This window comes from Paenibacillus sp. J22FR21 (genome assembly GCF_056269135.1).
In genome coordinates, this window is sequence record NZ_JBWDNJ010000012.1 from 145,273 (window position 1) to 166,252 (window position 20,980).

The window sequence follows — 20,980 nt, forward strand, 5'->3', positions numbered from 1 at the left end:
CCGGTCCCGTTTAGATGGACGTATTTAATAAAATCAGCAATTATGGAGGTAGTGGAATTATGAATAGGAAGAACAAGATGAAACCCGCAATGGCGCTTGCATTAGGAATCGCCCTTGGTGTAGCCATTGGCGTGGCAATGGATAATATCTCTGTTGGTATCGGTCTTGGAATAGCGTTTAGCGTAGTATTCGGTGGATTTAGAATAAAAAAGAATCGGTTTCAATATTACTCAGTTTTGTCAATGTAATCGTTCGTTAGAAGCCCGTACTGTCAATTTTCTAAGGACATCCTGTTTGCCAAACAAATATTCTTTATGAACTTCCCAAATTATTAAGCTATCGTGCCCATTAGTTGAACGCAACTATTTCAATTTCGATAGTAAACCGCTAGCGCAAAGGACATAACGTCCTATTTTTTCATAGTGTATTCATAAGTCGTCTTTTTGCCGCCGTTAAAACGATCCGTAAATTCAAATACGAAGACATTCTGCCAACGTTTAACGAACCGGAGTTGGTCTCCCGGATAATCGGCATCGCTTTGCGACCAGTCTTCGAGGATCTTCTGCCATTCCTTCGTCAGCAGTTCCTTGTAGAGTAAGGTCGTCTCCTTCGACTCGAGATTTACCATCGTTAACAGGGAGTTATTGTAAGACCTAATTAGCAAGATATCGTCCGAAATGTACTCAAGCACATACCTGTTCTCCGATTTTCCGCCGGTTAATGTCGCCAGATCGTAGGATTTCGCCACTTTACCCGTGTTCGGGTCGACCAGCTTGGCGACATGTCCGTCGATCATAACAAGATACCCTTGATCGACCTTAACGTTGTTATGAGGTTGGAACCCGTAATAGTCGGTTTTCGTTTCAACGATTAAACGATTTTTCTGCAGCAGCGCTTTATAAATGACGTCGTGCAGATGAGGTTCTCCGTAAGTGTCGCTTATTGTAAACATCAGCGAATTCTGTCCGACTTTTTCGACGTAAAGTCCCCCCAAGTCTAGAATTTTCATATCAAGCTTCCCGATCCGTTTCGGTGGGATTGTTTCGTTGGAATAATACAGTACGCCGTCGGTTTTGTTCATCCAATAGGTTTCGTTGCCGAGTTGGCCTTTGATGTAAAGGTTCTTGAAGCTAATGTAGTAGGCGGTATCTCTCTTGCCGAATGTATAGCCGAACGCTTGAGCAAAGAAACGGAACGGAACATAGGTGCGTCCCTTCATTATTTTCGGTGCAGCGTCCAGTTGCACTTTCTTTCCATTCACAATAGCGGTTTTACTACCCGTTTGAAAGGTTATTTTGTGGTCGTAACTAAGCAATGTCACCGTCTTTGTTTTAGGGTTCGTATACAAGCCCATCTGAAACCTCGACGATGCATCGCGGACCGGAACCATGATTCTTCCCTGCTCAATGATAAAATCGCCTTTACTAGCCATGTCAATCCCCCATGAATACGTCGGTACGTAAACTTCATTTGCGGCGGCTGCCGTCGTATTCGGCAATTTCAACGGACCAACGGCCTGTGTCCCGAGCAGTAGCAATAATGTCAATCCTGTTTTCAATCCGAATGATTTCCAATCCATTTTCATATGCATGTCTCCTTCTACTCTACCCTCCGGTTCTTATAAAGTTAGACGGGGTGAACGGGAGGAATGTTACGTACTGCCCATTAGTTAAGAAAACGGCAGCCATGCCGGCTGCCGCGTTTTCCATTCTATCCCTCAACCCTATACCATAGTTCACAATACTCGTGTCCCGTTAACGGAATGTACTAACCAATACGTCTTCTTTTTCTTCTCCATATGATGATCCATGTTAAAAATACACCCAAGAAACTGATAACTGACAGTGTTACAACCGTGCTTACTGCAATGTTATCCTTGGTTGTAACAGGAAGTGGTCCATTTGGGGATGCCTTGTAATATTTATCATCTACTTTAACTGCGATTACATCATGTGTATCTACCTCATTAATTTCAAACAACAGGCTTCCGACGGGCTTGTCATTAGATTCTCCGTTCTTCCTTGGCATAGGTGTCCTTAGACGCTCGATTCTTCCAATCTGATTGCCAATGTCTTTACTATCAACTTCCTCTGTGGAGAGTCCGTATAAGTAATTATTCCAAGCAACAGCACTTGGATAGCTAGTAGCCATTGCTCCTTCTGTAAATGAGAAAATACCTGTTATAACACTGATAAACACGAAAAGGAGTTTAATAGGCTTCATTAACCATGCCTCCTATTTGTTGATGAATTCTGCCCGCCCGTTACTAATGACCAAATTTAGCAAATAGGCCGTGGACAATTTGTAACCTCTCGTCTATTCATTCATCTAACGTCATTTTCCAAAATGAGATCCGATCCCGCTTCCACGTATAGGTAAGATATAGTTCATTATCTTTGGATACTATTGCCGGATAGGAGTATTCACCCGGTTCGTTCTCTAACATTACCTCGTCGCCCCAAGTAAGGCCGTTATCGCTCGAAAATCGAACCACTAGCGGTGTACGAGGGCTATCCGTTGCATATCCCGTAACCGGATTAAAAATAAGTGCTAACTTGCCATTGTCCATCAAGGTCACATCAACTCCGCTATTGTTATTCGGTAGCGAGGTTGGGTATGCTTGGCACCAAGTCTGCCCATTATCACGCGAGTCGCTGCGGAATATCATGCCTTCCGTGCTGCGAAGAAGCATATGCACTCGTTCTCCGCCTGAAGACCATAGGGTTGGCTGAATGAGACCTTTTGCGAACCAATGGTTTGCGCCTACATATTTATCTAAATTCATGGGCACAAGCTCGCTCTTTGTCCAAGTTAGCCCATTGTCACGCGATATATCAACAAATGCTTCCCAGATCTGTTTTCCTGCAGCAGAAGGATCGTGCCGCTCCACCGATGACGGGGCCAATATCGTTCCATCCTTCAATGCAATTGGTTTATTTCTCACAGGCCCACGCCCCCCAACATCCCCTGGAACTAATTCGCGCGGCTCCGTCCAAGTTCGCCCGGCATCTTCAGAATAGGTGACTCGCGTATACCAATCCGTGATTTCATGGCCGACCTTATAGAACAAAACTAAAGTGTCTCCCTGAACAAATAATACAGGGTTCCAATGGGCAATCCCCTCCTCATCTGCCGCCTTATACGGAACTGCCCAGCTACCTCCAATACGTGTGGACATCCAAATTGCCACATCGCTGGATTTCTCGTGCTTGCCGGCAAACCATGCTGCAACCACATTACCATTCGGCAGTACTGCAACCGTCGAGGCATGGCTGCTTTGAAAAGGCTGCCCTTCGCCAAAAATATATTCCTTCTCGGTACTTATCAGTTTCAGTTTCTCCACGTTCTACTCACACTCCATCATAGTTATATTGTAATGCTCCTTATTTCACGGAGATCCCATCTTATCTGCGATATTTGCAAGCGGATCGTTTTCGGACGGCTTTTTAGTGTGAAAACTTCACTCGATATCCTCTTTCTTCTTCATGAATAAAAGTCTTTGTTTCATTGAACCAATCGCTAATATACGAACGAATGGATAATATCTCACTTTCTCGAAATACAAATACGGGGAAATGCTTTCGGATGAAATGATAGAGTAACGTGAAAAACGCCTTAATCTCACCATCGGTCGTTTCATTTCCACGATCTATTACGATACCGTACGAACCGTTATCCGATGGTCGTTGACATAATGTTGGAACTCCGAACCTGCACCTTCCCAAACCTCTAGTTCGTGTCCTTCTTCTTTTAAAAGAATTGAAACCCTTGTTGCCATTGACAACCTCCTGCCCCTTGATGATATCTCCCACTAGCGTAACCTCCCGCAAGTAAATTGGGAAATCCTTTTCGTCTGACCTTCTCAGACGTTTAGACTCAATTAAGCTATAATAAGAACAATGAACCAAGAATTTGTTAAACGAGGAGAACTTATGAACCAGCCCAATTTTCTACCCATCATACTTGGCAGCGATGAGAACGCCTACGGTAATGTCAGACTTATCCACGAAACCTACAAGGTAAAACCGCTCCTACTCTGTACGCGGCTGTTGATTCCAACCATGCACAGCAATTTGTTCGAACTCGTCCAAATCGACCACTTCGACCAAGAGGACGTATTCCCCAACGCTTTGTTGTCCATCTTGGAGAAGCATGCTGAACCAAATAAGAAATTGATCGTTATTCCTTGTTCAGATTATTATGCGGGTATGTTATCGCGACATTATGACAAGTTCAAAGGTCTGATTGCGAATCACTTCTTATCGGACAAGTTGCTGGAAACGCTCGATACCAAAGACAAGTTCTATGCCTTGTGCGAACGATTCGGTTTAGACTACCCTAAGACAGTCGTTTGCGAACCGAACGAGCGTGAAAACGCGTTAGAGCGCATGGATTTTCAATTTCCGATCGTAGTAAAGCCCGAGAATAGCAATGCTTATGAATACCTTCATTGTCACTTTGAAGGTAAGAAGAAGGTCTTCTTTTTTGACAAGCGAGAAGACTATTTAGCAATGATTCGCAATATGAATAGATCCGATTATAACGGGAAATTGATCATCCAAGAGTTTATCCCCGGCGGCGACAGTGCGATGCGTGTAATCAACAGCTACTCCGATGATAATGGGAACGTTAAAATGATGTGTCTCGGCCAGCCCGTACTCGAAGAGTATGCGCCGAAAACACTCGGTAACTATGCCGCTATTATTAGCCGCTTCGATAAGGATATTTATGCCAAAATCAAGGCATTCTTGGAAAACATCGGTTATGTCGGTTTTTCCAATATCGACATGAAGTTCGACAACAGGACGGGCAAATACATGATGTTTGAAATCAACCCGCGATTAGGTAGAAGTAGTTTGTTTGTCCGGGCAGCAGGTTTGAACATGATTGCAGCGCTCGTGGACCAAGTCGTTTACGGCAAAGAAACCGATTGCGTGTACGGACAAGCTTCTGCGCTGTGGACGAATGTTCCGAAAATGGTATTAAGGCGTTACATCACCGATCCGGCGTTATCGGCTGAGATCGATCAGCATTATAAACAGAAGAATGTGATTCGTTCGATTTGGTACAAGAAAGATCTGAATGTGAAGCGATTTATCAGCGTCACTCGCTATTTTTTCGGTCACGTCAGCAACTATCGACGCTATTATTTCGATAAAGAACACGCCTCATTTGCAAATTTGCAAGACGAATAAATAGAATAAAGGCACCCGATCGTTTCTAAACGGCTACCATCGTGTTTGTGCCACTTTCTATTACGGTAGTATTGCATTTACTTAAATAAACATGAAGCTATACTGCCCGTTTAATGAAAAATGGAGCAGCTGCCACCGGCAAACCGCTCCATGATTCGTTGAACTAACGTTCTCCGTTAGCTCAATTTCAAACAGTATATGGGTCCATCATGGAAACCTTTTTCAATTTCACCTGCTCATTTTGTTCGCTCTACAGAATACATAAAAAATTCCATATCTATATTTATCTTCCTCCGCTGACAGTGATGGTCTCCCCCAACACATAATTCGCCGCATCCGAAGCAAGGAAACAGATCACTTCCGCAATTTCCACAGGAGTTGCAGCGCGTTGAAGAGGAACTGAAGCGACTAGCCGTTCAAGACGATTCTCATCGGGAGCAAATTTTTCATGAAATGGCGTATCAACCATTCCGGGGGCTACCCCGTTAACGATAATCCCATATTCGATAAGTTCTCTGGACATACCGACCGTCAAGGTATTTACGGCCCCTTTCGCTGAGGCGTAATGGATACTTTCGCCTGCGCCTCCAAGACGGGCCGCTGCTGAAGATAGATTTATTATTTTGCCTGATTTTCGCGGGATCATATGATTTAATGCTGCCTGGGAACAAAAAAGGATGCTTTTAACGTTTAACGCATAGGTCTCCTCCCATAGTTGTTCCGTCATATCCAAGAATGTGCTCTTCTTGATGCCCCCTCCGGCGTTATTTACCAGTATCTCTACGGCCCCATAAATGGAAACAACCTCTTGAACCATTTTCTCTACTTGATCTTTTTGGGTTACATCGGCTTGAACAGCAATACAATCGCCACCCGATTCTCGAATAGCCATAAGCACTTCCGTGGCCCCTTTTATGTTATCGCGATAATGGATAGCAACCTTAGCGCCTCTTGATGCCATTAATTCCGCAGTAGCTCGGCCGATTCCCGAACTAGCCCCTGTTACAAGTGCAACCTTCCCGAATAAATTCTGCACAGATGTGCCCCTCCCCTGACGACCAATCTCCAATAATACCATATAGTTACATCTGACCCTGCTTGCGCTCTTAAACTATTCTGCCTAGCTCAACAAGGTACAGACCAACCGGTCGCTTGTCGGCAATCGGACAATGTTCTTGTCAACCGACAGAAATATAGTACTTGCAATATTAAACCTCTCCCGCCAAAAGCTTGTACAATGCTTGAGTGCCGCTGTTCTCTTCTCCTTTGCTCGCAAGCTCATCATATAATGATTTGGCTAATTCAAGCCCGGGTGTTACTAATCCCATTTCTTTGGCAGCATCAAGAGCAATCCCCATATCTTTGATGAAGTGTTTAACATAAAAGCCGGGCTCGAAGTTCCCGTTGATCATTCGCGGTCCCAGATTACTTAATGACCAGCTCCCGGCTGCTCCGGTTTCTATGCTTTTCAATACGGTAGCAGGATCAAGTCCTGCTTTTTCAGCATATACAATCGCTTCACAGACACCAATCATATTGGATGCTATTGCAATTTGGTTGCACATCTTTGTATGTTGTCCGGCGCCTGAATCGCCTTGTAATTGGATATTCTTGCCGATTATTTGAAAAATCGGAAGCAGTGCTTCGAAAGCAGAAGCGTCTCCACCAACCATGATCGCTAATCTGGCTTCTCTTGCACCAATATCACCGCCGGAAACCGGTGCGTCAACTGCGTAAATTCCATTATTTTTCGATTCCATATAAATTCTTCTCGCCAATGATGGTGTAGATGTTGTCATATCTATTACATATGTGCCTGCTTTTGCATTAGATATGATTCCGTCTTGTCCAAAATAGATTTCTTCCACATCTTTAGGATATCCCACCATAGTAATAACAACATTTGCTTGGGAAGCTACCTCCGCTACAGTATCATTCCAAACTGCGCCTTGAGTGACCAGTTCATCTGACCGACCTTTTGTCCGATTATAAACGATTACAGGATATCCTGCCTTCAACAAATGACTGGCCATGCTTTTACCCATTACGCCAGTACCAATAAAACCAATTACAGTATTATCTTTTTTAAGCATCAAAAGTGCGCTCCTTTAAATTAGAGAATATTAAAACGTCCCTTAGTTTTCTTTATTTTATCATTTCTGTCTGATGTGCTTATGAAAGTAATTTGTCATTTCGTTTCTCCTTAAGAGTCTTTCGTATAAAATCATTTACAAATGTCGTGAATTCACTACGAATGAGGTATTCGAGAAGCGATTAAACAATCCTCCCGTTAGCGGAACAAAGGCAACCAATCATTACTGGTCGGCTGACGTTTATTCTTGCCTATTCCGCTAACGTATCCGTTAGTTGAGCAGGCTGTTGCATTGAGAGATATTTTCAACTGCGGGTAACAATACAAGTTCTTGTCCAAATTCGGCTAACGATATATGTTCTTGTCACTGACTTTTGACAAGAACATATATCGTTAAAAAGAAAAAAGCCGCAACCACGCGGCTTTTAAACATATATGATCTTGTCATCCGAAAAAAATATAAAAGCCGCAATTTAAGCGGCTTTCGTTGTATATATGTTCTTGTTGTCCGACAACTGTTGTGACTAGGAATTGCCATCGGCCTCTCGCCTGGGAAGGACCCAGTTATGGCGAGGGAAGTGGCAGGTGTAACCGCTCGGATAGCGCTCCAGATAGTCCTGGTGCTCCGGCTCTGCTTCCCAGAAGTCGCCGACAGGCGTCACTTCGGTGACGACCTTGCCCGGCCACAGATCCGACGCGTTCACGTCGGCGATCGTCTCTTCCGCCATCTTTCTCTGCTCGTCGCTCGCATAGTAGATCGCCGAACGGTAGCTTGTGCCGATATCGTTGCCCTGACGGTTCCGTGTTGTAGGATCGTGGATTTGAAAAAAATACTCCAGGATGCGACGGTAGCTCGTCTCCGCTGTATCGAAGACGATTTCGATCCCCTCCGCATGAGTGCCATGGTTGCGATAGGTCGCGTTCGGAATGTCACCGCCAGTATAGCCGACGCGAGTCGAGACGACGCCCGGAAGCTTGCGGATCAAGTCTTGCATTCCCCAGAAGCATCCCCCAGCGAGTACAGCGCGCTGATGCATGTTAAACCTCCTCAACCAGATCGAGATATTTGCCGAAGCCCTCGCTCTCCATGTCGTCGCGATAAACGATCGGCATCGTGAAATCATCAACCATTATACCCGCGGTATGCGTGACTCAAACCTGTTGTTTTATTGTTCAACTAAGCCGTACAATTGCTGCGTCCGGACTTACCGGATCAGAGAGTCATGAAGTTTGTTTGCATAGTGGTGCAATCATGTCCGGCTGCCTTCATGTTTGTGCTATCGTACCCGTTAGTTTAGTCTCACATAAAGTCCAGTTTATTGTTATTTCTTAATCTGATAATTTTCTCATTGTATAGTTTTAACTTTGCTTCAAAACTGTTTCTGTTTTGTTCAAAATCCAATGTCCATCTATACATCATCTTTAACATCAAAAAGTCTGGCTTATAATGACACTCTTCGATACCTAGTCTTTGCTTAAGGAATCGGGTTAGAATCCTAATCCTGCGTTTCCACAATGGAGTATCGAGAAATATAATTTTATCTGCCATCTGATATAAACATTGATAAGATGCTCTATCTGTTCCTTCAAATATCCAGGCACCATTTTTATCTATTTCCTTTAACACAGCAATTTGTTCTTCTGTTGTACGCTTATATCGCCCTTTTGGCGTTTGATGATGGACTATAGCATCGAGTTCATACCAAGGTATATTTATTTTCTTTGATAAGCGTTTTGCCAATGTCGTCTTACCACTAGCTACAATTCCAATGATAAGTATCTTTTTCATTTACCTGGGCTCCCTGTTACTACGATTATGGGACATATTATTTTTCGGCATTACCGATGGGATTCCCTTTAAAGTGTGTTATACCGTAGAAAACTGCCCGTTAGGGAATAGGCTGCCGAATCGATTCGGCAGCCTATTCCTTGTAGCGCTATCGTTCCCAGTTAGCTTAACAATGTATGTCAGTTGAGAACTGTCCAAACCGAGCGGGAAGGGCGGGTCATAGTAAGGACGGAAGCCGCGTTGTCCGCGCAAGCTTCCGTCCTGATCTTCCGGACGATTATCTCAAGTAACGATTTCGGATGACCCCCATGTGATGAAGTTCGTGTCCTGCGATGCCGTACGCGAGGGCGCGCGCCGTAATGTTTACGTCGTTGGCAGTGCCCTTACGGGACCACGCCTCCACCGGTAACCCGCGCAACAGTGTGATCGTCGATTGCCTTACCGCCCGATAGTCTTCGGCCGATTGCGCGATTGTCCAGCTTCCGAAAGGAGGCATGAATACTTCCTGGTCGAATCCGGGCAGTGGCGTCTGGTCCCCTCTTGCGAACCGGAGCAGGCGGTAGGTCATGACGCGTTCCGCGTCCGCGATGTGGCCCACGACTTCCTTCAGAGTCCATTTCCCTTCCGCATACCGATACGCGCCTTGGCTTTCGGACAAAGATGCTAGCAGCTCGGTCATTTGCTTTTCCTGGGCAAGCAGAATGTCGATGATGTTGCCTTCCGGCACCAACCGGATATACTCGCCGGAGTCCCCGGCGTATTCTTCTTCTGTCGGTCTTTGGTTCATGTGTAGTCACCTCTCTATGGAGATAGAAATTATAGCTCTTCATAACTTTAGAAGCATATTGTTGCCCTGCCTAGATTAATACATTAGTTTGAAGTGTTTTGGTAGCCGTTCAAGTATCGTTCCCCGACAGCTTAACGGTATATATGGATTTGTCCCCCATTAGTAAGGCATCCGGCGTAGTCAAGAACTTGTTCAATGCTGACATATTGCCACGGCTGAAACCAAAACTGTCCCATTTTGTTAAACACAAATCGATCCGTTACAGCATATGCAGCGTGAATAGCGGCTCCTTTTGAATCCTCCCAAATGAGAACATCATGGGGTCTGAGACGTCCGCAGTGCGACAACTGAGATATTTCTTCAGCTTTGGTTAAGCCTTCTTTCATCAAGAAGACAAAGAACTGTTCAATATTGAGCCACTTCTCAATTTAATCACTCGACCCAATCGAACTTGAATATTTGCCCGCGTCCACCTGAAAGCCCAATGAGTTGAGCTGGTCCAGGAGATCATTATTGCCATCAATATAGAAAGGTTCTTGCTTTGGAAAAAACGTGTCCATCCACAAATTCATTTGGTCTGAGGTAATATTGCAGCCACAAGCCTCGAACATGTTTATTTCCCCTTTACGCTTGTATGGTTCTTGATTATATTCGTGCTGTTGAAATATAAACCAGCCAGTTAACGTAATGAAGCCACCCATCGTACCAGTAGCTTCATCATAGTTGTTTCCCAGTTAACGTAACCATGATATCTTTGATCGAACGTACATTGATACATCCACTAAAACCTTTTCTACAACTTCTATCGTAAGATTGTATTCATTTCCATTAATATACTTTTGCACGTTTTCAATCCCATAGAGATTTGTATGTGTTTCAAGGAATTTTCTAAGGACATCCTGTTTGCCAAACAAATATTCTTTATGAACTTCCCAAATAAATAATCTAAGCTCATATACAAGGGTGTTAATAGTTGCATCAATTGTTCTTGCTTCTTCAGGACGTAAATCAATAAAATTGGTTCTTAACCACGGATAAAAACTACGAGCATATGCCTTAAAGTCCTCATCACTCGGTTCAGTAATACCCTTTAGGTCGAAATCACCTAAAATATTAATCCCCTGTTTTATTAGGCGTAGTATTTCAGGAACTAACTCCCTGGTAGGATCATATGGAGGCAGAAGCTCTTGCTCCTCAATAAATACCGCTCCAAACTCTTTGGGAATGCCATACTTAATGCCAAACAATGCAGCTGTTCTTTTAATGAGCATTTTCTGTACTTCCGAACAATCGGCTTCTACAATTACTACCGTGTCAATATCACTTTTCCCTGGTCTATAATTCCCACCCGCTAATGAACCAACGACAACAACGGCTTTTAGCTGGTCATTTAATATATTAGAGGCTTCAAATGCAAACTCCCTCGCTATTTCCCAGGCTGCATTCTCACTGATCACTACTAGCACCACCTAATTTAATTACGCCATCGTTTCCTTATGTCTTCGATCTTTCAAAGGCAATGCCTGCTCCTTACGCAAATCTGCCCGTTAACGTAATGAAGCCGCCTATCGTGCAGGCAGCTTCCTCATAGGTATGTAATTGAACTATCGTTCCCAGTTAGTTCAATAAGCTACGAAATGCAGGGAGTAAAATTATTAAAATAGATACTAAAAGTAGAAGTTGGGTTGCCCCTCTTGAGAGTTTTTCTCTTCCCTTTCCTTTATACCATCCACTGAATTGCATTTTATTTCTATATAAAATGAAAATCAAAATGAAAACTCCCAATATTACAGTCCAGCCATATTCATCAATGTTTATGCCTATTTCTGAGTATACTTTTCTAATTAAATAACCCAAAAATCCTTCAAGAAGTATGACTATAACAATTATACGAAGCAATTCAAGTATAACCTTCAACGAATCTCCTCCTTAAACTCGAGTGACCGTAACCTTATACGATTCAAATACTTGGAAGTTGCGCTAAACTGCCCGTTACTTCCATGAAAAACAGCAGCCGATATCTTAACCAGCTGCCGTCGTTTTCTGTTGAGCAATAATACCTGTTAGTTCAAACAATTTTGCCAAAATACCAACTGATGCAGGTTTCTGGTCCGCATATTACCGATTCCCATCCCTTTTTCTCGATGATCTTTTCAATATTCTTTTCCTTAGAGAGAAACAAGGTAATAAACGAGTCATAAACACTTAAAAATGCAAAATCCTTACTTTCGTCTGTTATTACAATCTCGGTGGGTGCCAGTTCACACATTTGCAGTTCGGTGACATTTAGAATTTGTAATTCACCAGACTGATCGAGAATTGGATCTGAGTAAATAAAAGAATCTGCTCCATTAGAACTTAAGATATCGAGAATATCCGATATGAAAAATTCGGATATTTTGTCTTCGCGAGGATAATAAAGGTCTGTGGATAGATTGTTATTTAATTGCGTTGCTAAATCCGGGCGAGCAAATTCTTTATTTAATGCTGAGATAGATGTCTTGAGAGCAACAGCAAGCTCTTCATAAGAAAGTATCCCCGTATCTTGCATGACCTCTCTCCAGGGCTTTGGTTTTCCAAGATGCAGGGACTCCTCTAATTCTGGATAAACATGCTCATATTCGCTTTTTTGTTTTTCGTCTGTCCATCCTTTTGGCATTTGAATAAACGGATTTAGTAATATTGCAGCTTGCAGCCGATCATTCTGGCCAGCTGCTTCAGAGTTTTGATTTATCGTCTCTATTCTATATGTTGAAAAAGGCGCCTTAATAGGCGCCTCGATTATTCTTATGATGCTTCCGTATAACGTTTGAAACTATCCATAATCGCTTGCCAACCCGCCTGTTGGAATTCAACGGGGTGAGTGCTCTCGGGGTCGAAGATTTCAACGACCTTAGTGGACTCGCCTTGATCGACGAACGCAATATCCACTTTCCGTCCGTCTCCCAATGTGTAGGCAATCGTCTCATGCAGCTTCACTTCGTCGTAAATTCCGCTAAAATCAAAACCCATGCTGCCATCCTTCGCTTCCAACCTTGTCAGGAATTCGCCTCCGGCCCGCAAGTCGTTCTCCGCTCTTGGCGCATGCCATTCCTCGGAAGGTTGATTCCACTTCGTAATGTGGTCAGGCTCGGTCCAATAGCTCCATACTTTTGCTACAGGGGCTTGAACGACGGTCTCTACGGTTACTTTCGTTGGATTGCTTGTTTCCATTGTGAAGGACACCTCTTTACGGGAATTTTGTTTCTCACTAATATAGACGAATGCCAATCTCCGAATTCATCGGTCTATTTGTTCCGGAAGCCCTAATCGAGAAAATAATTTTGCATTTATGAAATTTTGAACATGGAAGATCCGATTATCTTTCTCTTCAATCACGTGAATGCCCCAAGGCACCAGGACGGATGCCTCCTTACCTGGCACATACTGCGCCAGAGCGGGATAACCACCATTCACTGTAGTTGGCAAAAATTTGGAGCCCTCGCAATGCCAGCGCGTAAGCGCAAAAAACGCGGACAAATCTTCTTGCCCGCTTATCCACATGGCGAAAGGCGGCATGGACATACAACCTTCCTCATGGAACAACGACACAAGCGCTTGGATATCGAATTGCTCAAACGCTTCCACATACCGCGAGAGAAGATTTTGGTCAGGATTGACATCCATCTTGCTAAATTCGTCGGACCGAAGCCGCGTTCGGTCCATCGTCTCCCTGGCTCGTTGCAGGGCGCTGTTCGCCGCTGCCGGCGACATTCCCAACGTTTCCGCAATTTGTTTCGAAGACCATTCAAAGACATCCCTCAGAATAAGAACCGCGCGTTGACGAGGCGGCAAGGTTTGCAAGAGTGCGATAAAGCAGAACTGAAGGGTATCCTTGCGAACGAGAGCATCTTCCGGATTTTCTCCGAATTCAGGTGAGGGCCAAATCCAGGACGAATCTGGCAGCGTTTCGTTCGGTTCGACAATCTTGACCGCCGGGTCGGACAGGTCAACGGGAAGCGTACGGCGCTTCGCTTGTCTCAGCTTGTCCAGGCATAAGTTCGACGCTATGCGGTAGATCCATGTTTTAATGGATGAGTCCTGTCTGAATAGATCCCAGCTCTGCCAAGCCCGAATATAGGTTTCCTGTACAGCATCGTCTGCATCATCAATGGATCCCAACATTCGATAACAATACGAGGTTAACCCCGGCTTGTAGCTCTCAAATAACTTCATATCAAAAGCGGCTTCGTTCATCTTCGCCTCCTAAGGTCGATCTACTTGAAACGTCCTCCATCCATCATATTCGAACCACCCGGCAGCCACAAGGCGATACGGCTACGCCGTCTGTCGTTAGTTGAGAAAACGGCAACCTAAGCATTCCTTTAGTTAAATCCAGTTTGTTAAATAAGAATTTCTTGCCGAACCTATCAATGTACACTACTATCATAACAGTGCAATACTAAAGGTGGTGACTTCCTTGAAGTTGGAGAGATTGATATCAATTATCTATATGCTGCTTAATAATGATGTGGTGTCTGCATCTGAATTGTCGTGCAAGTACGGTGTTTCGCAAAGAACAATTTACAGGGACATTGAGGCGATCTGTGCGGCGGGCATTCCTGTTGTCTCCTACCAAGGCGTACACGGCGGGTATGGAATCATGAAGGAATACAAGATGGATAAAAGCCTACTTAGCTCCGACGATATTGCCTCCTTAATCACCTTACTCAAGTCCACGACAACCGTATTTGAAGATGTGCGGGCACATGATACGATACAACGGCTGAAGACCGTTCAGACTGAGAATAGCAGAGCGCCGAGCCTGACGATGGATCTCGGCAGTTGGAGATCCTATACTTCCCATCTCCGTACTCTGCACTCTGCCATTAATGCCCGCCAGCTTGTCCACTTTCATTATATGAATGCCAAGGACGAACGTCAGGATCGCATAGTCGAGCCTGTCAGTCTTCTGCTAAAATACGACGCCTGGTATTTGTATGGCTACTGCCGCTCCAGGGACGATTATCGGGTGTTCAAATTAACGAGAATGTCGAAGCTTGCTGTCTTACCGGAATTGTTCGAGCGGCATCATAATATCCACACCGAGGATATTTTATCCGGCGGCGGCAAGAATCAAGAGCAAACCGAATATGCCGTCATTCATTTCACTGCTGGTTCGCTTGCAACTGTGTTGGATGAATTTTATTTGGATGAGAAGCAGTTTAATGAAGACGGTTCTCTTTTGTTAACAATTGTTAAGGCAATTGACACGGATTGGCTAATTGAGAAATTGCTCAGTTTTGGCGAGGACGCAGTTGTACTTGAACCTCAATCACTCAGGCAAAAGATAAAAGATAAAATTGGGAAAATGTTAAATCGCTATGAAGAAGTGTGACACTATGCTGTCATACTTCTTTTTTTATAATAAAACCGTTCAATCGATCACCATTTATTTTAAAGGGAAGTGATATAGTTGTTAGATCATTCTTTTTTTTATGAAGAACAGACTAGACTGAGAAATTGGGAGCTTAAAAAAATCGATAAACATGCTTGGAAGTATTTTCGGATTGAACAGAAGACGCCTAAGCTACCTCTGTTTCATATGATTTCGTTGCTGGCTTTCTTTCAAAAGCGGAAATTATAGTGGTAGCCGGGGATCGAATGTTCCATCCCGTGGGACTCGGATTCCGAGAGCTATTCTTCTTTAGCTTGGCTTACGGTTTGGTAACGGATAAATTCGGTGCGACATTCCAAATCTTTACTCGGAGATAAAGAGTGTGGAGTTTATCGCCGTTTCCCGTCGTATTATGAGGTCAGCCAGTATCTTCGCCATTTAACACGGCAGTTTGAATCTCTAACGCAAATGTATGTGCAGATAAAGCTACAGTTCCAAGCAGTCTTAGATCAGGTTTTCCCTGAATATAGAGGTATCTTTGGTGACCTTTACTCCAAATTTCTTTGCTGCTGCTAAAGCAGTTTACGACTCCTGCGGCTTTTCAAGCAGCCGGCGAATCAACTGTTTCTCACGCTATTACTTGCCTCTGTCCCAGTCGTTCTGAATGCTGGGCCAGTGACAAAGCTAGCAGTATTATGGCGGCTGCAGCAAACAATCCGTTTCTTAAAGTAAGCTTTAGCAGCCATCTCATCAGCTTGAATATGTTCATTGAGATACTCATTCAGTACCAAGAGCACCTTTCCCACCTACAAAGTCAGATCGATGCCCTTGCTGAAGAAGTTGAAGCTTATCAGATTATCCAATAGATCCCCGGTATTGGTAGCAAAATCGCTGCAACGATTCTGTCTGAGATCGGGGAAATCAATCGGTTTAATCACGCAAAGAAACTGGTTGCTTTCGCAGGAATTGATCCTAGTGTTTACTCTTCGGGTAAGTTTACAGCAACAACAAATCGGATTACAAAACGTGGATCAAGGAAGCTGCGTCATGCCTTATATCTCGCCGTATTATGCGGTCTTAGAAAGACCGGGAGCAAGAAACTGCGAGAGTTTTATGACAAGAAACGCGAAGCTGGAAAGCCTTATCGTGTTGCCCTCATCGCTTGTGTTAATAAGCTTATTCACTGGATTTTCGCTCTACTTGTTAAGCAAGAACGGTTTGTCGACTTAGCTTAGTTACCACATTTATAATCAAATAGAAAAACCTTCCAGCATGTGCGAAGAAGGTTCTTTAGTGCACCTATTTTTCAGTATACCTCGGTCAGAGTCTAATATTAAGAGAAAAATGTTGACAAGATATTAGCTGGTTTTAGTTCAATCATTTAGCTACAGAAAAAGCCATTTGGATAGTTCTCGTCTTCTTCTGTATCTACATCAGGGTACCGGTTAAAGACTGATTGAAATTCATCGTTTTTGATCAGATAGTCAATAAGTTGTTCAATTCTCTGCCTGCTGATAACGTCAATTATCACCATATCACTGGACCAAAAATACAAACCATTCATACATTCACCGGTTTGTATGTTCTTTTTCCTTAACGACTCGATATTTTTGTATGTAAAAAGGCTTGCAATCCATTTGGAGCGATCCGGATAAACAACAATAACATCTGTATTTGCATCGTTACAATCCCATGATTCCACTGGCCATATTTCAGCTTCTATCCATAAATGACGCTTCGAATTATTCATGTCAGTCTCCTATAAAGTAACCAATACAAGAAAAACCTTCCAACGTACTTTCGGAGGGTTCTTTGTCTTGCTCAGATTCTAGTATAGCAGTAATTTTTCGAGCTTCTAATGAAAAATGTTGACAAGATATTAACTGGTTTAGCTTAATCGACCAAAGCATTGTCATCGAACCAAATATCTTGTTCTTTTTCTGATATACATATCTATATCCATAAGGTAAAGCGAAATTTCGGATTCTCTCTAAATGCTACATGGTGATAATGAACCGTCATCAAAGATTCCACGTTATCGTCATACAGATGACCCGTATTCCGGAAAGAGTTAGGAACCAAGAATAAAATGAATGAAAGGGGAAGCGACCTTAATAGTCGCTCCCCCTTTCATTTTTGCGTTGCTCTTTCGTGAAAATAAGTATTAGGTTTGTTGAGGTAATATGGTCCGATATTTCAAGCAGTTATTACGACAGTATCGATCCAGCAAAAAATATCGCATTATTATCTACAATTAAAGTTCCACTTTGATCACTTGATAGAGTAATATCTACTTGATCTCCAACTACTAAATTGCAAATAGTCGATAAATTAAATTGTGCTGCACCACTTATAGCACTTATATGCTGAGTAACAGTAGCAATAGGACTAAGGTTCTTTCTGAAACTAACGGGTATATATGATGGTACATCATCTAGACCAATTCCTACACTTGCAGTGAATAGATAAACACCAGCTATCGGAGAAGTGAACCTATTAGTAACTGAAGAATAACCACCACCCTGATTAAAAATAATATTCCCGTATGATACTACAAGAGGAGTACTAGCAAAAACCTGCTGACTAACATTTTTTTCTGCACGAAAATTAATCGGCACCACACTAGCCCCAGTAGATCCAGTAGATCCAGTAGATCCAGTAGATCCAGTAGCCCCAGTAGCCCCAGTAGCCCCAGTAGCCCCCTGAGGCCCAGTTCCTGATCCCAAAAGTTCATCTGATACAAGCCGATGGGCGGTTACTAATTGTCCGGATAAATCTTTTCCCCAGAAAGAAATTTCAGTGTCATTTGCTGCTGGACCACTTGTTGTAAAAACAAATTGGAATGTGTTAACATTAGCTGGATAATTTTTTGTAATAACTGCATCAGGTTGGATGGAGAACAATTCCTGTACATACAATGACCTTGTACCGTTTAAAACATAACCCTCTAGTAGAACGATAGAATAATTATCAGGGTCGCGATTATCCACTTTTATCGTGACTTTTTGAGTTGGTCTTATCCCAACTGCAGGTTCGTTTAAAATTGGACCGGTTGATAATAATGCCATTTATTCTTCCCTTCTTCACGTTAGACTTGAAGTTCATTTGATACAAGACGATGGGCTGCTACTAACTGTCCGGATAAATCTTTTCCCCAAAAAGAGATTTCAGTACTATCTGCTGCTGGACCACTTGATGTAAAAACGAATTGGAATGCGTCATAATTTACTGGATAATTTTTTGTAACAACTGCATCAGGTTGAATGGAGAACAATTCCTGTACATACAATGACCAGGTACTGAATAAAGCATAACCCTCTAGTAGAACGATAGAATAATTAACGGGATCACGGTTATCCACTATTATCTTAACTTGTTGAGTTGGTCTCATCCCATCTGCAGGTTCATTTGAAAATGGACCAGTTGATGATAATACCATTCATTCATCCCCTCTTTACGTTACATTTCCCCTTTTTATGAAAGTACATAATAGATATCATATGAATAACTCATTCTATAGCTTGGACTCATTGCCAGGAAAAAAGACTCAAGATGATCAGTTCATCCTATTCGATGGCTTTGATCACGAATATAAGCACTCCAACTTGGATTTCATAGAAATATTCGACGATAAATTTCAATTATAGATAAAATCAATCCGGGTATGAGTAAAAGAGGGGTTATTATACGAGTTCCCTGCGGTTGCAACTACAATGCGAGGTTGAAATAAGAACTGATATGTTTGATTTAGGAAGAGCAGATTACAAATACGTTAGGCTTGGATTCTGGAATAAACGATAAACCCCACCAGGTAAACGCCAGCGGGGTTACTTTGTTAAGGTATGTTAACTCCTCTATGTTGATATATGACTCAAATGAAGTCCTTTGTAATAGGCGGTTTCTTCAGCTAGAGTACCCGTTAGTTTAATCAACGTGTCACGTCAATTGTGAAGTAATACGATCCCAATATATAACTAAACCTGCATGTACTTGGTGATCTCCTTGAATTACCCTATTGAAATGTCTTTTAGCCGACTCCAAAGAACGGATATTTTGAAATATTGGGATCAATTCCAGTTCAATATCCGATAAAGTGATTATGGACTGGTACCCATTCAGAAACCAAGATGACATGAACTCCTCATATCCCTCACCTTCCTGCAAAGAAAGCAAAAATGTGGATAAATCATATAATCTCGGCGCCCATCGACAGCACTCAAAATCGATAATACCTGCTACTTTATCTTCGAATGTTAAAAGATTAGCAGGCGCATAATCTCCATGGCACGGAAGATGAGATAGAGAAATATATGGCTCCTCATTCAATTGCTTATAGATCTTTTTCATCCGAGGCAATAGGTTTTCTACAGCATTCCAAAATCTTGGGTATTCAGATACCGATTGTTCATTTATACTGGCTCTTAATTCTCCAATGTCTACCGTTTCAAGACCGAATGACCCGGATAACGCCTTCAATGGCAATTTATTCTTATAGCCCTCAACAGAGAGATGATATTCAGCTAAAGCCTTGCCTGCTCTGCACATCAATTGTTCATTATGTAAGTCAAACTTAGGGGCAGCATCAATGAATGGAAATATACTTATGTGCATACCGTTAGTAAGTGTAAACAGATGAAGTAAAGGAACGATGATATTACTTTTTTCTGTTGCCCATTTCAAAATCATTTGTTCGGCTAACAGTTGGTCTAAATTATTAGAAAATTGAGGTACTCTAAGTCTATATTCCCCTAGACTGGTCGTGAGCAAGTAATTATCATTACTAAATCCGATATATATTCTTGTAAGTGTTTTCGGAGTTCCTACAAGTATTCCTAATGACCCTAGATGCGCTAGAGATAATTCCATTGATGCCACCAGTAAATCCCCCCAAAAATCTTGTTTACCTATCGAATCCATTGATTAATATTAACATCAGATGGTACAAACAAAATAGTGAAACTTCCTACATAATAATATTCTCTATCGTTACGTTACGCTATTCTGCACGTTACTTCAATGAGAAACAGCAGCCGATATCTTAACCAGCTGCCGTCGTTTTCTGTTGAGCTATAGTGCCCGTTAGCTTAATGAACCTTGCTAAATTGATCAAAGCGTGAATATGGTGTCATCGGAAGTTCTTGACTATATCGAGAACTCATTTTCATTCACTAAATAACTTATAAATGATTCAAAATCTTTGGCTAAAAAGGTGATTTTAGGTCCATTTAATGACTCAACATCTACGTGTATTACTTTTGGTTCTCCGTCCTTCCCACATTCCGAGTAATCTAACATAACAGCGTCATGACCACTGGAAGGACAGGAGCAAATAACAATACCTATATCTGGATATCCCCAGTCTTCAATCATAAATTTGCTTCCATATTCTTTTGAATCTATTCCTGAGGGTTCTCCAATGCCGTGTATGGCTGTAATTGCAATATGATCCTCCGCCCATGAAGTTGCTTTTGTTGTGCGAAAACATGTATTGATTGGTGTTCCACCATTCTTAGATCTGATTAATTCAATATAAGAACTAGGTAATTTATAGCCGAGTTCTTTCTCAGCTTCAGTTATTGTTTCGTCTGAAACAGGATTAGATATTGTGTAGTAATCTGAGTCGTCCCAAAATTGATTATTCATGTTTTCACGCCTTTTGAATAGATTTTCAAGAATTTCCGATTAGCGTATTTGCGTACTTTGTGTACTTTGTGTATTCGACATATCTAAAAGTTTTCGG

The 20,980-nt window shown here is 42.5% G+C and carries 21 protein-coding genes and 1 pseudogene; 4 read left to right on the forward strand and 18 right to left on the reverse strand.

Translation table 11 applies throughout. The features are described 5' to 3' along the window. The first annotated feature begins 59 nt into the window (after positions 1-59). Positions 60-248 (forward strand): glycine zipper domain-containing protein, encoded by a 189-nt coding sequence (locus AC0YNS_RS29345; protein WP_475784463.1) that lies wholly within the window; start codon positions 60-62, stop codon positions 246-248. Positions 249-409: 161 nt separating this feature from the next. On the opposite strand, the gene AC0YNS_RS29350 is transcribed toward AC0YNS_RS29345, so the two are convergent. The 3 genes from AC0YNS_RS29350 to AC0YNS_RS29360 form a co-directional block, all read right to left on the reverse strand. Continuing rightward, positions 410-1,585: a copper amine oxidase N-terminal domain-containing protein gene (locus AC0YNS_RS29350; protein ID WP_475784464.1), complete on the reverse strand. Its 1,176-nt coding sequence runs from the start codon at positions 1,583-1,585 to the stop codon at positions 410-412. Between the two features lie 182 nt (positions 1,586-1,767). Further along, the gene (locus AC0YNS_RS29355) at positions 1,768-2,223 is read right to left on the reverse strand and encodes a hypothetical protein (protein ID WP_475784465.1); all 456 of its coding nucleotides are present in this window, start codon (positions 2,221-2,223) and stop codon (positions 1,768-1,770) included. A 97-nt stretch (positions 2,224-2,320) separates the two neighbouring features. Further along, positions 2,321-3,343 carry a sialidase family protein gene (locus AC0YNS_RS29360; RefSeq protein ID WP_475784466.1) on the reverse strand — a complete coding sequence of 341 codons (1,023 nt, stop codon included), beginning with the start codon at positions 3,341-3,343 and terminating at the stop codon, positions 2,321-2,323. A gap of 589 nt (positions 3,344-3,932) precedes the next feature. On the opposite strand from AC0YNS_RS29360, the gene AC0YNS_RS29365 reads away from it, so the two are divergent. Then, positions 3,933-5,195 carry a carboxylate--amine ligase gene (locus AC0YNS_RS29365; protein WP_475784467.1) on the forward strand — a complete coding sequence of 421 codons (1,263 nt, stop codon included), beginning with the start codon at positions 3,933-3,935 and terminating at the stop codon, positions 5,193-5,195. Between the two features lie 283 nt (positions 5,196-5,478). Here AC0YNS_RS29365 and AC0YNS_RS29370 read toward each other — a convergent pair whose 3' ends face one another. The 10 genes from AC0YNS_RS29370 to AC0YNS_RS29415 all read right to left on the reverse strand — a co-directional run bounded on the left by AC0YNS_RS29370 (position 5,479) and on the right by AC0YNS_RS29415 (position 14,099). Continuing rightward, positions 5,479-6,231: an SDR family NAD(P)-dependent oxidoreductase gene (locus AC0YNS_RS29370; protein WP_475784468.1), complete on the reverse strand. Its 753-nt coding sequence runs from the start codon at positions 6,229-6,231 to the stop codon at positions 5,479-5,481. A gap of 172 nt (positions 6,232-6,403) precedes the next feature. Next, a complete protein-coding gene (locus AC0YNS_RS29375; protein WP_475784469.1) occupies positions 6,404-7,288 on the reverse strand; it encodes an NAD(P)-dependent oxidoreductase in 885 nt (294 codons plus the stop codon). A 523-nt stretch (positions 7,289-7,811) separates the two neighbouring features. Further along, positions 7,812-8,411 carry a peptide-methionine (S)-S-oxide reductase MsrA gene (gene msrA, locus AC0YNS_RS29380; RefSeq protein WP_475784470.1) on the reverse strand — a complete coding sequence of 200 codons (600 nt, stop codon included), beginning with the start codon at positions 8,409-8,411 and terminating at the stop codon, positions 7,812-7,814. A 176-nt stretch (positions 8,412-8,587) separates the two neighbouring features. Continuing rightward, entirely contained in the window at positions 8,588-9,076 is a 489-nt protein-coding gene (locus AC0YNS_RS29385; RefSeq protein WP_475784471.1) for a P-loop NTPase family protein, read from the reverse strand. Between the two features lie 277 nt (positions 9,077-9,353). Then, positions 9,354-9,863, reverse strand: coding sequence for a DinB family protein (locus tag AC0YNS_RS29390; protein ID WP_475784472.1), 510 nt, complete (start codon positions 9,861-9,863; stop codon positions 9,354-9,356). 734 nt (positions 9,864-10,597) lie between these two features. Next, positions 10,598-11,320 (reverse strand): nucleotidyltransferase domain-containing protein, encoded by a 723-nt coding sequence (locus AC0YNS_RS29395; RefSeq protein WP_475784473.1) that lies wholly within the window; start codon positions 11,318-11,320, stop codon positions 10,598-10,600. Between the two features lie 160 nt (positions 11,321-11,480). Next, positions 11,481-11,780 (reverse strand): hypothetical protein, encoded by a 300-nt coding sequence (locus tag AC0YNS_RS29400; RefSeq protein WP_475784474.1) that lies wholly within the window; start codon positions 11,778-11,780, stop codon positions 11,481-11,483. A 151-nt stretch (positions 11,781-11,931) separates the two neighbouring features. Next, positions 11,932-12,657 carry a DUF2711 family protein gene (locus AC0YNS_RS29405; protein WP_475784500.1) on the reverse strand — a complete coding sequence of 242 codons (726 nt, stop codon included), beginning with the start codon at positions 12,655-12,657 and terminating at the stop codon, positions 11,932-11,934. Next, positions 12,651-13,076 (reverse strand): SRPBCC family protein, encoded by a 426-nt coding sequence (locus AC0YNS_RS29410; protein ID WP_475784475.1) that lies wholly within the window; start codon positions 13,074-13,076, stop codon positions 12,651-12,653. The genes AC0YNS_RS29405 and AC0YNS_RS29410 overlap by 7 nt, the downstream gene beginning before the upstream one ends. A 66-nt stretch (positions 13,077-13,142) precedes the next feature. After that, positions 13,143-14,099: a sigma-70 family RNA polymerase sigma factor gene (locus AC0YNS_RS29415; protein ID WP_475784476.1), complete on the reverse strand. Its 957-nt coding sequence runs from the start codon at positions 14,097-14,099 to the stop codon at positions 13,143-13,145. 223 nt (positions 14,100-14,322) lie between these two features. On the opposite strand from AC0YNS_RS29415, the gene AC0YNS_RS29420 reads away from it, so the two are divergent. Next, positions 14,323-15,240 (forward strand): helix-turn-helix transcriptional regulator, encoded by a 918-nt coding sequence (locus tag AC0YNS_RS29420; RefSeq protein ID WP_475784477.1) that lies wholly within the window; start codon positions 14,323-14,325, stop codon positions 15,238-15,240. A gap of 429 nt (positions 15,241-15,669) precedes the next feature. Continuing rightward, a pseudogene (locus tag AC0YNS_RS29425) lies at positions 15,670-16,475 on the forward strand (IS110 family RNA-guided transposase); the annotation flags it as partial. A 146-nt stretch (positions 16,476-16,621) separates the two neighbouring features. On the opposite strand, the gene AC0YNS_RS29430 reads toward AC0YNS_RS29425, so the two are convergent. From AC0YNS_RS29430 to AC0YNS_RS29450, 5 genes are all read right to left on the reverse strand, one after another. Further along, on the reverse strand, positions 16,622-16,990 hold the full coding sequence (locus tag AC0YNS_RS29430) for a hypothetical protein (RefSeq protein ID WP_475784478.1): 369 nt from the start codon (positions 16,988-16,990) through the stop codon (positions 16,622-16,624). A gap of 457 nt (positions 16,991-17,447) precedes the next feature. Continuing rightward, positions 17,448-18,308 carry a C1q-like domain-containing protein gene (locus tag AC0YNS_RS29435; RefSeq protein ID WP_475784479.1) on the reverse strand — a complete coding sequence of 287 codons (861 nt, stop codon included), beginning with the start codon at positions 18,306-18,308 and terminating at the stop codon, positions 17,448-17,450. A 20-nt stretch (positions 18,309-18,328) separates the two neighbouring features. Further along, positions 18,329-18,679, reverse strand: a complete 351-nt coding sequence (locus tag AC0YNS_RS29440) for a hypothetical protein (protein ID WP_475784480.1) — start codon at positions 18,677-18,679, stop codon at positions 18,329-18,331. Positions 18,680-19,176: 497 nt separating this feature from the next. After that, the gene (locus AC0YNS_RS29445; protein ID WP_475784501.1) at positions 19,177-20,106 is read right to left on the reverse strand and encodes a phosphotransferase; all 930 of its coding nucleotides are present in this window, start codon (positions 20,104-20,106) and stop codon (positions 19,177-19,179) included. Positions 20,107-20,382: 276 nt separating this feature from the next. Beyond that, positions 20,383-20,883, reverse strand: coding sequence for an SMI1/KNR4 family protein (locus AC0YNS_RS29450; protein ID WP_475784481.1), 501 nt, complete (start codon positions 20,881-20,883; stop codon positions 20,383-20,385). Positions 20,884-20,980: the final 97 nt, after the last annotated feature.

What these genes read in the sequence shown, in the direction of transcription:
- AC0YNS_RS29385 (WP_475784471.1), bottom strand. Translation starts at nt 9,076, where the DNA reads ATGAAAAAGATACTTATCATTGGAATTGTAGCTAGTGGTAAGACGACA.
- msrA (WP_475784470.1), bottom strand. Translation starts at nt 8,411, where the DNA reads ATGATTTCACGATGCCGATCGTTTATCGCGACGACATGGAGAGCGAGG.
- AC0YNS_RS29345 (WP_475784463.1), top strand. Translation starts at nt 60, where the DNA reads ATGAATAGGAAGAACAAGATGAAACCCGCAATGGCGCTTGCATTAGGA.
- AC0YNS_RS29445 (WP_475784501.1), bottom strand. Translation starts at nt 20,106, where the DNA reads ATGGAATTATCTCTAGCGCATCTAGGGTCATTAGGAATACTTGTAGGA.
- AC0YNS_RS29355 (WP_475784465.1), bottom strand. Translation starts at nt 2,223, where the DNA reads ATGAAGCCTATTAAACTCCTTTTCGTGTTTATCAGTGTTATAACAGGT.
- AC0YNS_RS29390 (WP_475784472.1), bottom strand. Translation starts at nt 9,863, where the DNA reads ATGAACCAAAGACCGACAGAAGAAGAATACGCCGGGGACTCCGGCGAG.
- AC0YNS_RS29435 (WP_475784479.1), bottom strand. Translation starts at nt 18,308, where the DNA reads ATGGCATTATTATCAACCGGTCCAATTTTAAACGAACCTGCAGTTGGG.
- AC0YNS_RS29440 (WP_475784480.1), bottom strand. Translation starts at nt 18,679, where the DNA reads ATGGTATTATCATCAACTGGTCCATTTTCAAATGAACCTGCAGATGGG.
- AC0YNS_RS29430 (WP_475784478.1), bottom strand. Translation starts at nt 16,990, where the DNA reads ATGAATAATTCGAAGCGTCATTTATGGATAGAAGCTGAAATATGGCCA.
- AC0YNS_RS29365 (WP_475784467.1), top strand. Translation starts at nt 3,933, where the DNA reads ATGAACCAGCCCAATTTTCTACCCATCATACTTGGCAGCGATGAGAAC.
- AC0YNS_RS29415 (WP_475784476.1), bottom strand. Translation starts at nt 14,099, where the DNA reads ATGAACGAAGCCGCTTTTGATATGAAGTTATTTGAGAGCTACAAGCCG.
- AC0YNS_RS29410 (WP_475784475.1), bottom strand. Translation starts at nt 13,076, where the DNA reads ATGGAAACAAGCAATCCAACGAAAGTAACCGTAGAGACCGTCGTTCAA.
- AC0YNS_RS29375 (WP_475784469.1), bottom strand. Translation starts at nt 7,288, where the DNA reads ATGCTTAAAAAAGATAATACTGTAATTGGTTTTATTGGTACTGGCGTA.
- AC0YNS_RS29350 (WP_475784464.1), bottom strand. Translation starts at nt 1,585, where the DNA reads ATGAAAATGGATTGGAAATCATTCGGATTGAAAACAGGATTGACATTA.
- AC0YNS_RS29450 (WP_475784481.1), bottom strand. Translation starts at nt 20,883, where the DNA reads ATGAATAATCAATTTTGGGACGACTCAGATTACTACACAATATCTAAT.